The following is a 13598-nucleotide window of genomic DNA, read 5'->3' on the forward strand; positions in this document are numbered from 1 at the left end:
TGCGCGGAATCATCCTCCCGCATATCGCTGTCGGTGGGACACCCCTCCCCAACGAGGGGCGCTTATCTGGAAGGGTAGCATTTATGGCTATTGCACAACCGGCATCGCGGCCGGCCAATCCGCGTTTTTCTTCTGGCCCCTGCGCCAAACCCCCCACCTACGATCTTTCCAAACTCGCTGGCGCGCCTCTGGGTCGCAGCCACCGCGCTGCCGTGGGCAAGGAAAAGCTCCTCGCCGCCATCGAAGGCACCCGCGAGGTTCTGGGCATCCCCGCAGACTACAAGATCGGCATCGTGCCTGCGTCCGACACCGGCGCTGTAGAGATGGCGATGTGGAACCTTCTCGGTGCGCGCAAGGTCGAGATGCTCGCCTGGGAAAGCTTTGGCGCAGGCTGGGTCACCGATGTGGTGAAGCAGCTGAAAATCGATGCCGAGGTCAAGACCGCCGAGTATGGCGACATCGTTGATCTTCAGACGGTGGACACCAACAACGACGTGGTCTTCACATGGAACGGCACAACCTCCGGCGTTCGGGTTCCCAATGGGGACTGGATCAAAGACGACCGCGAAGGTCTGATCATTTGCGATGCGACTTCTGCGGCCTTCGCACAAGAATTGCCGTGGAAGAAACTCGATGTAACGACGTTCTCCTGGCAGAAGGTGCTGGGTGGCGAGGCCGCGCATGGTGTGATCGTCCTCAGCCCCCGCGCGGTTGAACGCCTCGAGAGCTACACCCCTGCATGGCCTCTGCCGAAGATCTTCCGCCTGACCAAAGGCGGCAAACTGATCGACGGGATCTTTACCGGTGCAACTATCAACACGCCGTCGATGCTGGCAGTTGAGGACTATCTGTTCGCGCTCGATTGGGCGCGGTCGGTGGGCGGCGTTGAGGGGTTGATTGGTCGGGCCAATGCCAATGCCAACGCGATCCACGCCTTTGCCTATGCCAACGACTGGATTGAAAACCTCGCCAATGATCCGGCGACGCGTTCCAATACCTCTGTCTGTCTGAAGTTCACGGACAAGCGGATCAAGGATGGTGCGAGCTTTGCCAAGTCTGTGGCCAAGCGGCTGGAGGCCGAGGGCATCGCCTATGATATCGGTGCTTACCGTGACGCGCCTGCCGGCCTTCGGATCTGGTGTGGCGGCACGGTCGAGACCGCCGATATCGAGGCTATGCTGCCATGGCTAGCATGGGCCTTTGAGGCCGAGATCGCCGCGCAAGGCTAAAGGATAGCGTCTGGGCGTCAGCCCAGGCTGCGCCCAACCACTCCCGCTATTTCAGGCCGCACCCCGGCCCCCGCAGACAAAGGACCAATGCAAATGGCCCCCAAAGTACTCATCTCCGACAAACTCTCGGACGCCGCCGTTCAGATCTTCCGTGACCGCGGCATTGACGTGGATTTCCTACCCGATGTGGGCAAGGACAAGGAAAAGCTGGCTGAGATCATTGGCCAATATGATGGCCTCGCGATCCGCTCCGCCACCAAAGTGACGCCGACCATTCTGGAAAACGCCACCAACCTAAAGGTGATTGGCCGCGCCGGGATCGGCACCGACAACATCGACAAGGAAGCCGCGTCGAAAAAGGGTGTGATCGTCATGAACACTCCCTTCGGCAACATGATCACCACCGCCGAACATGCGATTGCGATGATGTTCGCCGTTGCGCGACAGGTCCCCGAGGCCTCTGCCTCGACCCATGCCGGGAAATGGGAAAAGTCCAAATTCATGGGCGTTGAGCTGACCGGCAAGACCCTCGGTGTTATTGGTGCGGGCAACATTGGCGGCATCGTCTGCGATCGCGCCCGTGGGCTGAAGATGAAGGTTGTGGCCTATGATCCGTTCCTATCCGAGGAAAAGGCCAAGAAGATGCAGGTCGAAAAGGTCGAGCTGGACGAACTGCTCGCGCGCGCTGATTTCATCACGCTTCATGTTCCGCTGACCGAGCAGACCAAGAATATCCTGAGCCGCGAAAACATCTCCAAGACCAAGAAAGGCGTGCGCATCATCAACTGTGCCCGTGGCGGTCTGGTGGATGAAGAAGCCCTGGCCGAAGCCCTGACCTCCGGCCATGTGGCTGGCGCGGCATTTGATGTATTCTCTGTGGAGCCTGCGAAGGAAAACCCGCTCTTCAACCTGCCCAACGTGGTCTGCACCCCGCACCTCGGCGCCGCGACGACCGAGGCGCAGGAAAACGTGGCGCTGCAAGTCGCAGATCAGATGGCGAACTACCTCTTGACCGGTGCCGTTGAAAACGCGCTCAACATGCCATCGGTGACGGCCGAGGAAGCCAAGATCATGGGGCCGTGGATCAAACTGGCCGATCATCTCGGGGCCTTTGCGGGTCAGATGACCGACGAGCCGATTACTGCGATCAATGTGCTCTACGATGGTGTGGCAGCGGATATGAACCTCGACGCGCTGAACTGCTCGGTGGTTGCAGGCATCATGAAAAAGGTGAACCCGGATGTGAACATGGTCTCGGCACCCGTTGTGGCCAAAGAACGCGGCATCCAGATCTCTACCACCAATCAGGACAAGTCCGGCTCTTTTGATGGCTATATCAAGGTGACTGTCGTCACGGCAAAACGCGAGCGCTCTGTCGCAGGCACCGTGTTCTCGGATGGCAAACCGCGCTTCATCCAGATCAAGGGCATCAATATCGATGCCGAAGTGGGCGCGCATATGCTCTACACCACCAACCAGGACGTGCCGGGTATCATCGGCACCTTGGGTCAGACTTTGGGCGATATGGACGTCAACATCGCGAACTTTACGCTTGGCCGAAACGAGGTCGGCGGCGAAGCGATCGCGCTCCTTTATGTGGATGCGGAGGTCCCCGCAGACGCGCGTGCCAAGCTGGCAGAGACCGGTTACTTCACCCAGATCAAGCCGCTGGCCTTTGACGTCGCCTGAGTATTGGGCATAGTTTGAAAACACGGCGGGCTCATCATTGGATGGGCCCGTTTTTGTTCCAACTCCCTGTTTTTTCTTGCCTCACGAGGCAGGCACGCCATTGTGCGATCAGCTGCGCGCACCATTATTTGTAACGAGCCCGCGCGCCCTGACCGAAGATAAATGAAAGACGTTTCTTATGACCAAGCCCATCTACGCTATTGGTGACATCCACGGACAAACCGAACAACTGGAGCGCGCTCTCGAACTGATCGAACGTGATGGCGGGGCAGAGGCCGAGATCGTCTTTGTAGGCGACTATGTGGATCGTGGTCCTGACAGCCGTGGCGTGATCGACCGCCTCATGCAAGGGCAGGCCGATGGGCGCAACTGGACGTGCCTAAAGGGCAACCATGACCGTATGTTTTCTTGGTTTCTGGAAGAATTCCCAAGAGAAGATCCGCATCTCCCCGTGGCGCTTTACTACTTGCAGGAGCGTATCGGGGGCGCTGAAACACTGGCGTCCTACGGCATCAGCTGCGCGCCAGAGGATCGCACGTCCGTTGTGCATGAAGCGGCACGGGCAGCCGTGCCGCAACAGCATCTGAGCTGGATCGACTCGCTGCCGCTGTTCCACCAAACGGGCGCGCAGTTTTTTGTCCACGCCGGCATTCGCCCCGGTGTTCCCCTGATGGATCAGGCTGAACAGGACATGCTCTGGATTCGCCAAGGTTTCCTGGAGCATACCGAGGCACATCCACACCTGATCGTCCACGGCCACACGGCTGAAAAGCACCCGGTCCATTATGGCAATCGTGTCGATATTGATTGTGGAGCGGGCTATGGGCGCACGCTGGTGCCAGTGGTGTTCGAAGGAGATCGCGCATGGTGTCTGACGCCCGGGGGACGACAGCATCTTGCGCCGGGCTCGTAATCGAGGAAGGCCGACAGTTTTGCGGGAAATTTGTTATTCAGGCGCTCGCAAGAGTTGTATAACGGACTGCATGGCTAACGCTTTGCGGTTTTGCATACCCCTGCAAAACAGGATCTCTTGAGGTCCGTTGCGTTTTGTTATGCTTCACGTTGTCCTTACTGCGGCAGGCGCCCTCGCAAAGGGTCGCCTGCCTCTTTTCAAGGTGCTCAGCCTCCAGTCCAGTCGAGTACAACCTTGCCGCTTTGTCCTGATTTCATGGCGGCAAAGCCTTGTTCAAACTCATCGACCGCAAACCGGTGGGTGATCACCCCGCTTACATCCAGGCCGTTTTGCAGCATCGCGATCATCTTGTACCAGGTCTCGAACATCTCCCGTCCATAGACGCCTTTGATGGTGATGGCCTTGAAGACGATCCGAGACCAGTCGACGGGGGATTTGCCCGGGGGAATACCAAGAAGCGCAATCTTGCCGCCCATCACCAGCGCTTCGACCATCTGGTCCAGCGCCTGTTGATTGCCGGACATCTCGAGGCCGACATCAAACCCTTCCCTGAGGCCAAGTTCATGCATCACATCGTTGAGATCCTCGACGGCGACGTTGACCGTGCGCACGCGTGTGACCTCACTGGCAAGCGCCAGGCGGTCTGCGTTTACATCGGTAATCACCACATGGCGCGCGCCCGCATGTCGTGCCACGGCGGCCGCCATGATCCCGATCGGACCGGCTCCCGTAATGAGCACATCCTCACCGAGGAGATCAAAGCTCAAGGCGGTGTGGACCGCGTTGCCGAGTGGGTCGAGGATGGCGCCGATGTCATCCGGAATGTCATCGGGCAGCGGCACCACGTTAAAAGCGGGCAGGCGCAGGTATTGCGCAAAGGCTCCTTGCTCGTTGACCCCAATCCCGCGCGTTCCCGGATCAAGGTGAAACTTGCCTGACCGCGATTGACGGCTTTCTGTACCAATCAGATGCCCTTCGCCCGAGCACCGCTGCCCAACCGTGAGACCGGTCACATTGCGCCCCAGCTCAACGATCTCGCCAGCAAACTCATGACCCGTGATCATCGGAACCGGCACCGTGTGCGCAGCCCAATCATCCCAGTTCCAGATGTGAATATCTGTACCGCAGATGCCGGTCTTGTTGATCTTGATCAGGACCTCATCCGGGCCGATTTCGGGCACTGGGGCCTGGACCATCCAAAGCCCCTCTTGGGGTTTGGATTTCTCTAGGGCTTTCATTGTATTGGGCCGCATGTCAGATCACTCCACAGGCCTTGCCCGCACGCTCAAACGCGTTCAGGGCTCGGTTCAACTCGTCTTGGGTCAGGGCGGCGTTCATCTGGGTGCGGATGCGGGCTTGTCCTTTTGGCACAACGGGAAAGAAAAAGCCGGAGACATAGACGCCCTCTTCAAACAATTTATTGGCCATTTCCTGTGCCAGCTTGGCATCGCCCAGCATCACCGGGATGATCGGGTGCTCTCCGGGCAGCAGGTCAAAACCCAGACGGGTTAGCCCTTCGCGCCAGATCGTGGCGTTTTCAAACAGTTGTCGGCGCAGGCTCTCGCCTTCCTCGACCAGGCGGATCGCCTCCAGCCCGGCAGCCACCACCGCGGGCGGTAGGGAGTTTGAGAACAAATAGGGGCGCGCCCGTTGGCGCAGCAGATCGATCACGGGCTGGGGGCCGGCGATGTAGCCTCCAATCGCACCGCCCAGCGCCTTGCCCAGCGTGCCGGTCAGGATATCGACGTCCACGCCGAAGTGATCCGGCGTACCTGCCCCTTTTGGCCCCATGAAGCCGGTTGCATGACAGTCATCTACCATCACCATCGCGTCATGCCGATCGGCAATCTCCCGGATCGCAGGCAGATTGGCGAGGTAGCCATCCATGGAGAAAACCCCATCGGTTGCGATCATGATGTGGCGCACGCCCTTGGCACGCGCGTCCTTCAACTTCGCCTCGAGATCCTCCATGTCATTATTGGCATAGCGATAGCGCTGTGCCTTGCAAAGACGGATGCCGTCGATGATCGAGGCGTGGTTCAGGCTGTCGGAAATGATCGCATCTTCAGGGCCGAGCAACGGCTCGAACAACCCGCCATTGGCGTCAAAACAGGCTGCAAAGAGGATCGAATCGTCCTTGCCGAGAAAATTTGCTATCTTCTGCTCCAGCGTTCGATGCAGATCCTGTGTCCCGCAGATGAAGCGCACAGAGGCCATACCATAACCTTTTTCGTCCATCACGGATTTTGCGGCGGCGATCAAATCGGGATGGTCGGCCAGCCCAAGATAGTTATTGGCACAAAGATTGATAACTTCGCGGTCCCCAACCCGGATCTCGCCGCCCTGAGGCGAGGTGATCATTCGCTCGCGCTTGTAGAGACCATCGGCTTCGATCTGCGTCAGGGTTTCGCTGATGTGGCTGAGAAAAGCATTGGACATAAGCACGACTCCGGTTGTTTCCCGAAGTCTGTCATAGTGGACGTGCATCCGTAAAGGTGGAATTTCGGTTTTGCGGAAAAAAATCCGTGATTGCGGATTTGCCTACTTCTAACCGGAAATATCCCGGGGTGAATTGGCCGGATGGCCAAGAGGGGCAGCGCCCCTCAGCCGTTCTTTACGATCAGAAAGACGCGCGCAGTCCCGTCAGGTGCCGCGATGGCATGTGCCACGTCCGCTGCATATCGGGCTGTGTCGCCTGGTTCGAGCCGATCCTCGGCGGTTCCAGAGGTCAAAACCACGCGGCCTTCCAGGACGGTCAGTTGTTCGCGAGTGCCGGGCGCATGCGGCTGACTGATCAGCGCGCCGCCGGAAGCAAAGCTGATGTCATAGACCTCATGACCTCCCACATCCTCAGGCGGAGAGAGGATGGCGATCGTGCAATGGGCGGCTTTGCTGTCGATCACTGGCACATCGCGCGCGCGCAGCACGTCGATCCGATCTGCGGCTTCTCCGGCCTCGAGGAGACCTGCGAAATCCACCTGGAGGGCACGAGTGAGGTTCCAGAGCGTTGCGATGGTTGGTGAACTTTCGCCACGTTCAATTTGGCTCACCATCGAACGGCTGACCCCCGAGAGGTTTGCCACGGCTTCAAGGCTCAAGCCCTGCGCCCGTCGTGCCTCTTTAAGGCGTGCGGGTAGGAGGGTCAGGATATCGTCTGTTGTGTCCGTCATGGCGGAAGTAGTGGCGCGACCTTCCAAGCCTGTCAATGACGGGACGTTCTGCGCGACAGGTTCATGCTGCAGGTGCATACTGTCGCGAACGGACACGAGGAGTGAGAGATGACAGATATTGTGATTCTGGATGGCGCCCGCACTGCGATCGGAACCTTTGGTGGCGCGCTGGCCCAGACGGCGCCGATAGATCTTGGAGCGACGGTCGCCAAAGCTGCGATGGAGCGGTCTGGTGTCGATCCTGCTCAGATCGGCACTGTTGTCTATGGTCATGTGATCAACACCGAACCACGTGATATGTATCTGTCGCGGGTGGCAGCGATGCAGGCGGGAATTCCAGAAAGCACGCCTGCGATGAATGTGAACCGCCTCTGCGGGTCCGGCGCGCAAGCCATCGTATCAGGAATCCAAGCCTTGATGCTGGGAGATGCTGAATACGCTCTGACCGGCGGAGCAGAAAGCATGTCGCGCAGTCCATTCATCACGCCTTCGACCCGCTGGGGGCAAAAGATGGGTGACGTGAAATCGCTCGACATGATGCTGGGCGCTCTGAATTGCCCGTTTGGGACTGGCCACATGGGAGTGACGGCAGAGAATGTCGCAGATGAGCATGAGATCACGCGCGCTCAGATGGATGAGTTCGCGCTGGTTAGCCAGACCCGGGCCGCTGCCGCCATCGAGGCCGGCTACTTCCAAAGCCAGATCGTGCCGGTTGATGTCAAGGTGAAGCGGGACATGGTTCCGTTCGAAGTCGATGAGCATCCAAAGGGCACATCGATGGAGGCGCTCTCCGGGCTGCGTCCGGTGTTCAAGAAGGATGGGCGTGTGACGGCTGGCAATGCGTCGGGAATCAACGATGGCGCGGCTGCATTGGTGCTCGCCACAGCCGAGGCGGCTGAGAAATCCGGTCTGAAACCCAAGGCCCGTATCCTCGGATATGCCCATGCAGGCGTTCGTCCGGAGGTCATGGGCGTAGGTCCGATTCCGGCTGTAGAGCAGCTTCTGAAGCGGATTGATATGACTGTTGGTGACTTTGACCTCATTGAATCCAACGAGGCCTTTGCGGCGCAGGCTCTGGCCGTCAACAAGGCACTTGGGTTGGACAGTGCCAAGGTAAATCCGAATGGCGGCGCAATTGCCCTGGGCCATCCGGTCGGCGCAACCGGCGCCATCATCACTGTCAAAGCGCTCTATGAGCTGGAGCGCACTGGCGGGCGCCGTGCGATCATCACCATGTGTATCGGGGGCGGGCAGGGGATCGCCCTCGCGATCGAACGGATCTGACCCGAAGGTTCGAGCGAACGTGGAGGGGCTTTGCCCCTTTGCGCGTCCGCGCATTCACCCCAAGATATTTTCAGTTAGAAGAAGGTACAGACCCGTTCTGTGCCTTCTTTTATGTTAGGTGGGTAAAAAGGAGCGTCGCCAGAATCCCAAGGGCGGCACCTGCCGAAGCGGCGCGCTTCCACGGCCGCCGTTTGTTTTGGGGCTCCGGCTCATGCGCTTGTGCGATCAAGGCGCGTTCGACAAGAGTAGGCAAGCGCGGGCCAAATCTGGCAAGAACCCGGGCGGTCTTGCCCAGATCAGCAGCGATTGCGCGCGGGCCGATGGAGGCTTTGATGTAGTCTTCGACTACGGGTTTTGCGACATCCCAGATATTGATCCGCGGGTCCAGCGAGCGGGCGACGCCCTCCACCACCACCATGGTGCGCTGCAAAAGGATCAACTCGGTGCGGGTTTCCATTCCAAAACGCTCTGTGACCTCAAAAAGGTAGTTCAGCAATCTCCCCATGGAGATATGGGTGGCATCCATACCGAAGATCGGTTCGCCCACGGCGCGCAGAGCGCGTGCGAATTCGTCAACGTCTTGGCTCGCGGGGACATAGCCCGCCTCGAAATGCACCTCGGCCACACGTTTGTAGTCGCGCTTGATGAAGCCATAGAGGATTTCTGCATAGACCCGACGGGTGTAGAGGTCGATATGCCCCATGATGCCGAAGTCATAGGCGATGATATCGCCATTGGCTGCGACCTTCATATTGCCCTGATGCATATCCGCGTGGAAGTAACCATCGCGCAGAGCATGGTTCAGGAATAGGGACAAAACCCGCTCGCCCAGGGCGCGGCGATCATGGCCAGCACTGTCGAGTGCATCATTGTCCCCTATCGGGAGCCCGTCGGCCCAGCCCAGCGTCATGACGCGACGCGCGGAGTAATCCCACAGGACGGGCGGCAGCTGAAATCCTGCATCCTCAGCGGTGTTGTCTGCAAATTCCGACGCAGCCGCGCTCTCGAGACGCAGGTCCAGTTCGCCACGCACCACGCCATCAAAATGGGTGATCACATCCATGGGGCGCAGACGTTTCGCACCGGGGGCAAAGAGTTCCGCGATCCGGGCTGCAAAATAAAAGGCGTCGACATCCTTGTGAAAGGCGCGCTCGATGCCGGGGCGCAGGACTTTGACCGCGACATCTTGGCCTGTTTCTTTCAGACGTGCCCGGTGAACCTGTGCAATCGAAGCGGCGGCGATGGGTTCCGAGAACTCCGAAAAGATCTCGTCAACCGGGCGACCGAGTTCCTTGGCCACTTCGGCCATTGCGACTTCGCGCGGGAAGGGCGGGAGCTTGTCCTGCAAGACACGCAGCTGTCGCGCCATATCGTCCCCGACCACATCCGGGCGGGTTGAGAGAACCTGGCCAAATTTGATGTAAGCCGGTCCAAGCGCCGTGATGGCGCGCGTCGCCGGCGGCATCTCCGGGTCGCCTTTGTAGCCCAGCCACTGAAACGGCCAGCCAAGCGTATAGGCTACCATGCGCAACGGGGCGGGTGCATCAAAGGCGTCGAGCACCACATTCATGGCACCGGTGCGCACCAAGGTGGCTCCCGTTCGGATCAGGCGAATGATGTTGTGAGGTCCGCGCATCGATCAGATCTTCCAGCCTGAATGCAGGGCGGCGATGCCCATCGACAGATTGCGATGTTTGGCATTCTCGAACCCGGCACTCTTTACCATCCCGAGGAAGGTTTCCTGGTCTGGGAAGTTGCGGATCGATTCAACCAGATATTGATAGCTGTCATAATCGCCTGCAATCATCTGCCCCATGCGGGGGATCACATTGAAACTATAGAGATCGTAAAGTTTTTGCAGTCCGTCATTGGGAAGCTGGCTGAACTCCAGCACCATAAGGCGACCGCCTGGCTTCAAGACGCGGTACGCTTCGTTCAGCGCTTCTTGGGGACGGGTCACATTTCGAATACCAAAAGAAATTGTGTAAACATCAAAGGTGTTGTCTTTGAACGGCAGCGCCATTGCATCGCCCGTCACCCAATCTAGGCACTCGGCCATCTGCTCTGCTTCGGCACGTTTGCGCCCTTCCTCGAGCATCGGAGTGGTGAGATCGAGCACCGTCGAATGGCCATGGCCTGCGCGTTTCAGGAACCGAAAGGAGATGTCACCAGTACCACCTGCAACATCGAGAAGGCGCTGACCGGGGCGCGGGGCGAGCCAGTCCATCATCGCATCTTTCCAGATCCGGTGGATGCCGACGCTCATAACATCGTTCATGATGTCGTATTTCGAGGCAACGGAGTTGAAGACCCCCTGCACGCGGCCTGCCTTTTCGTGCTCTGGCACGGTTTCAAAGCCGAAATGGGTGGTGCTGTCAGATTTCTCGGTCATTGGCCTTGTCGTCCTCGCAGTTTCGCCCTTGTTATAGAGCGCTCACGGGGCGGCACAATGCGCCCTTCTGTCAGGGGAGTCCTCTAATGCCTGAATTGCCCGAGGTCGAGACGGTGATGCGCGGTCTGCAGCCTTCCATGGAGGGTGTCGTCATTGCGCGCGCAGATGTGAATCGGCCAGATCTGCGTTGGCCTTTTCCCGACCGCATGACAGAGCGACTGTCTGGGCGGCGGGTGCTCTCGATGCGGCGGCGGTCAAAATACATCCTTGCCGATCTCGACAGCGGCGAGACGCTTTTGGTTCATCTTGGCATGTCCGGGCGGATGACAGTGTCGGGCGACCCGCTGGGGCAGTTTGTGCATTCACATCCGCAGCTTGAGAAACATGATCATGTGGTCTTTCACATGGACAATGGCGCACGCGTCACGTTCAACGATCCACGCAGGTTTGGCGCGATGGATCTTCTGGAGACAGCCAAGGCCGACAGTCATAAGTTGCTGGCAGTTCTGGGCCCGGAGCCTTTGGGGAACGATTTTCATGAAAGTCACCTTGTTTCTGCATTCAAAGGGCGCAGGACGCCGGTGAAATCTGCGCTGCTCGATCAGGGAATCATTGCGGGCCTGGGCAATATCTACGTCTGCGAAGCGCTTTTCAGGGCCGGCATTTCGCCACGTCGCGAAGCTGGAAAAATCAGCACATCGCGCGTCACATCGCTGGTTCCGATCATCCGTCAAGTGTTGCAGGATGCGATCGCCGCGGGCGGGTCCTCACTCAAGGATTTCCGCCAAGCTAATGGAGAACTTGGATATTTTCAGCATACCTTTGATGTCTACGGGCGCGAAGGAGAACCCTGTCGACGCGCCGGTTGCACCGGAACAGTCACTCGAATCACTCAATCCGGCCGGTCGTCGTTCTACTGTGGCAAGTGCCAAAGATAACTTGAAAGCGAGGGCTGCCGTGATAAGGACTCAGGCTCAGGAGAAACAACCGAAAGCGAATTGTCATGGCCTATGAGACGATCAACGTCGATACTCAGGACCACGTCTGCCTTATCAAGCTGAACCGGCCTGAAGCGTTGAACGCGCTCAATTCCGTCCTTTTGGGCGAGTTGTGTGCCGCTTTGGAAGAAGCGGACGCCAGCGACAAAGTGCGCTGCATCGTGCTGACCGGATCGGAAAAGGCATTTGCAGCGGGCGCCGACATCAAGGAGATGTCGGAGATGAGCTATGTGGATGTGTTCACATCCAACCTCTTTGCGGACGCCAATGACCGGATCGCTGCCATCCGCAAACCGATCATCGCTGCGGTGTCTGGCTATGCGCTGGGCGGCGGGTGCGAAGTGGCCATGATGTGTGATTTCATCATCGCGGCTGAGACCGCGAAATTCGGCCAGCCCGAGATCAATCTGGGTGTCATTGCCGGTATGGGCGGCACGCAACGCCTCACCCGTTTTGTGGGCAAGTCGAAGTCGATGGACATGAATCTGACCGGCCGCTTCATGACTGCCGATGAGGCAGAGCGGGCAGGTCTGGTGTCGCGCGTGGTTCCGGCCAAAAAGCTGATCGAAGAGGCGATGGCAGCAGCCTCTAAGATCGCCGAGAAATCAGTACTGACCTCGATTGCGGCCAAGGAGGCCGTCAATCGCGCGTATGAATTGCCGCTTAGCGAAGGCATGCTCTTTGAGCGGCGGGTCTTCCATTCCATGTTTGCGACGGAAGACCAAAAGGAAGGTATGGCAGCGTTTCTAGAAAAACGCGAAGCCCAGTTCCGAGACAAGTAACCAGATTTGGCGAGGGGCGGCGGAATTTTGTCTCTCGCACATAGATAGTTCTACTCCGGCGATCCTGCCAATAATAACAGTGCCTTACAGCCTTTCAGAAAACGGACCTTCGGGTCCGTTTTTCATGTTTGGAAGGCGCGTTTCGGCAGGGGCACCTCTGCGCGAAAGGAGAACTTGCGCTTTTCTGGCGAATCCAGTAGGTACCGCCGTCATACATGCGCGTGCAGCCCGCTCAGGCTAGAATCACGACCGGTGATCTGATCCGGGTTCGGCTGGCATTCGCCATATCTGTAAAATACGAACTCGAAAATAAGGCACCATACCATGGCAAACTCTCCTCAGGCTAAGAAGCGCGCACGTCAGAACGAAAAGCGCTTTGCCATCAACAAAGCTCGTCGTTCGCGCATCCGCACTTTCCTGCGTAAAGTTGAAGAAGCCATCGCATCCGGTGACAAAGAAGCAGCGACCGCAGCTCTGCGTGCCGCACAGCCTGAACTGATGCGCGGTGTGACCCGCGGCGTTTACCACAAAAACACCGCTTCCCGCAAAATTTCGCGCCTGGCCGCACGCGTAAAAGCACTCGGCTAACGCTTCTATTGCGATCCATGTGCAATGATTCCGATTTCCCGCCACAGGTCGGCGAGGTCGAAGATTTGAACACCCAAAAGCACCGCCAAGCGCGGTGCTTTTTTGTTTTAGGGATTCCCGTCACTTCCGGCGAGTCGCGGGGATTCTTTGTCATGGGAGTCCGAGTCAACATCATAGTTTCGTTGCCGCTCCATGCCTGAAATTGCTACCTATGTTTCAGCGATTCATTCGCTGGGGGGACAGGCTGCTCACGACGACTCTAACGGGCATTAGGGTTGTTATTCTCTGTGTGTTGCGCTCTGCGCGCATCACCCGATTGATGTTGTCAAAGCGCTACGCGCTTTGAACACGGCGTCAGGCAACTGTCTCTTTCAGTGAATTAAGGGCGAGCGTTTTTCGTCGCGGGTGGTTTGTGTTTTTCCGCGCATGTCACAACGTTGTTTTCGAGTTTCGAAACACGTGGAGATCAGTCTGCATGCAGCCTGGTAACGCTCTTTTTGTGCCCAATCGCACCGGGATGTTCTGAGCAGAACAGCCCGACTGGGACGAAACG

Annotated in this window: 12 protein-coding genes; 7 read left to right on the forward strand and 5 right to left on the reverse strand. The window is 58.2% G+C overall.

What is annotated here, in order from left to right; translation table 11 throughout:
* The first annotated feature begins 83 nt into the window (after positions 1–83).
* The 3 genes from TM1040_RS19550 (at position 84) to TM1040_RS19560 (ending at position 3831) form a co-directional block, all read left to right on the forward strand.
* The gene (locus TM1040_RS19550) at positions 84–1229 is read left to right on the forward strand and encodes a phosphoserine transaminase (protein WP_011540330.1); all 1146 of its coding nucleotides are present in this window, start codon (positions 84–86) and stop codon (positions 1227–1229) included.
* A gap of 93 nt (positions 1230–1322) precedes the next feature.
* A complete protein-coding gene (gene serA, locus TM1040_RS19555) occupies positions 1323–2918 on the forward strand; it encodes a phosphoglycerate dehydrogenase (protein WP_011540331.1) in 1596 nt (531 codons plus the stop codon).
* Between the two features lie 178 nt (positions 2919–3096).
* The gene (locus tag TM1040_RS19560; protein ID WP_011540332.1) at positions 3097–3831 is read left to right on the forward strand and encodes a metallophosphoesterase family protein; all 735 of its coding nucleotides are present in this window, start codon (positions 3097–3099) and stop codon (positions 3829–3831) included.
* 206 nt (positions 3832–4037) lie between these two features.
* On the opposite strand, the gene tdh is transcribed toward TM1040_RS19560, so the two are convergent.
* From tdh to TM1040_RS19575, 3 genes are all read right to left on the reverse strand, one after another.
* Positions 4038–5069: an L-threonine 3-dehydrogenase gene (gene tdh, locus TM1040_RS19565; RefSeq protein WP_044027312.1), complete on the reverse strand. Its 1032-nt coding sequence runs from the start codon at positions 5067–5069 to the stop codon at positions 4038–4040.
* A 16-nt stretch (positions 5070–5085) separates the two neighbouring features.
* Positions 5086–6270 (reverse strand): glycine C-acetyltransferase, encoded by a 1185-nt coding sequence (locus TM1040_RS19570; protein ID WP_011540334.1) that lies wholly within the window; start codon positions 6268–6270, stop codon positions 5086–5088.
* 164 nt (positions 6271–6434) lie between these two features.
* Entirely contained in the window at positions 6435–7001 is a 567-nt protein-coding gene (locus tag TM1040_RS19575) for a helix-turn-helix domain-containing protein (protein ID WP_011540335.1), read from the reverse strand.
* Positions 7002–7109: 108 nt separating this feature from the next.
* On the opposite strand from TM1040_RS19575, the gene TM1040_RS19580 reads away from it, so the two are divergent.
* Positions 7110–8285, forward strand: coding sequence for an acetyl-CoA C-acyltransferase family protein (locus tag TM1040_RS19580; protein ID WP_011540336.1), 1176 nt, complete (start codon positions 7110–7112; stop codon positions 8283–8285).
* 109 nt (positions 8286–8394) lie between these two features.
* Here TM1040_RS19580 and ubiB read toward each other — a convergent pair whose 3' ends face one another.
* Together ubiB and ubiE are read right to left on the reverse strand one after the other, a co-directional pair.
* Positions 8395–9921: a 2-polyprenylphenol 6-hydroxylase gene (gene ubiB, locus TM1040_RS19585; protein ID WP_011540337.1), complete on the reverse strand. Its 1527-nt coding sequence runs from the start codon at positions 9919–9921 to the stop codon at positions 8395–8397.
* A gap of 3 nt (positions 9922–9924) precedes the next feature.
* A complete protein-coding gene (gene ubiE, locus TM1040_RS19590; protein ID WP_011540338.1) occupies positions 9925–10677 on the reverse strand; it encodes a bifunctional demethylmenaquinone methyltransferase/2-methoxy-6-polyprenyl-1,4-benzoquinol methylase UbiE in 753 nt (250 codons plus the stop codon).
* A gap of 86 nt (positions 10678–10763) precedes the next feature.
* On the opposite strand from ubiE, the gene mutM reads away from it, so the two are divergent.
* From mutM to rpsT, 3 genes are all read left to right on the forward strand, one after another.
* Positions 10764–11615: a bifunctional DNA-formamidopyrimidine glycosylase/DNA-(apurinic or apyrimidinic site) lyase gene (gene mutM, locus TM1040_RS19595; protein WP_011540339.1), complete on the forward strand. Its 852-nt coding sequence runs from the start codon at positions 10764–10766 to the stop codon at positions 11613–11615.
* A gap of 65 nt (positions 11616–11680) precedes the next feature.
* Entirely contained in the window at positions 11681–12457 is a 777-nt protein-coding gene (locus TM1040_RS19600) for an enoyl-CoA hydratase (RefSeq protein ID WP_011540340.1), read from the forward strand.
* Positions 12458–12781: 324 nt separating this feature from the next.
* Positions 12782–13045, forward strand: a complete 264-nt coding sequence (rpsT, locus tag TM1040_RS19605; RefSeq protein ID WP_011540341.1) for a 30S ribosomal protein S20 — start codon at positions 12782–12784, stop codon at positions 13043–13045.
* The last annotated feature ends 553 nt before the right edge of the window (positions 13046–13598 follow it).

It is taken from the genome of Ruegeria sp. TM1040 (assembly GCF_000014065.1).
Taxonomy (GTDB): Bacteria; Pseudomonadota; Alphaproteobacteria; order Rhodobacterales; family Rhodobacteraceae; genus Epibacterium.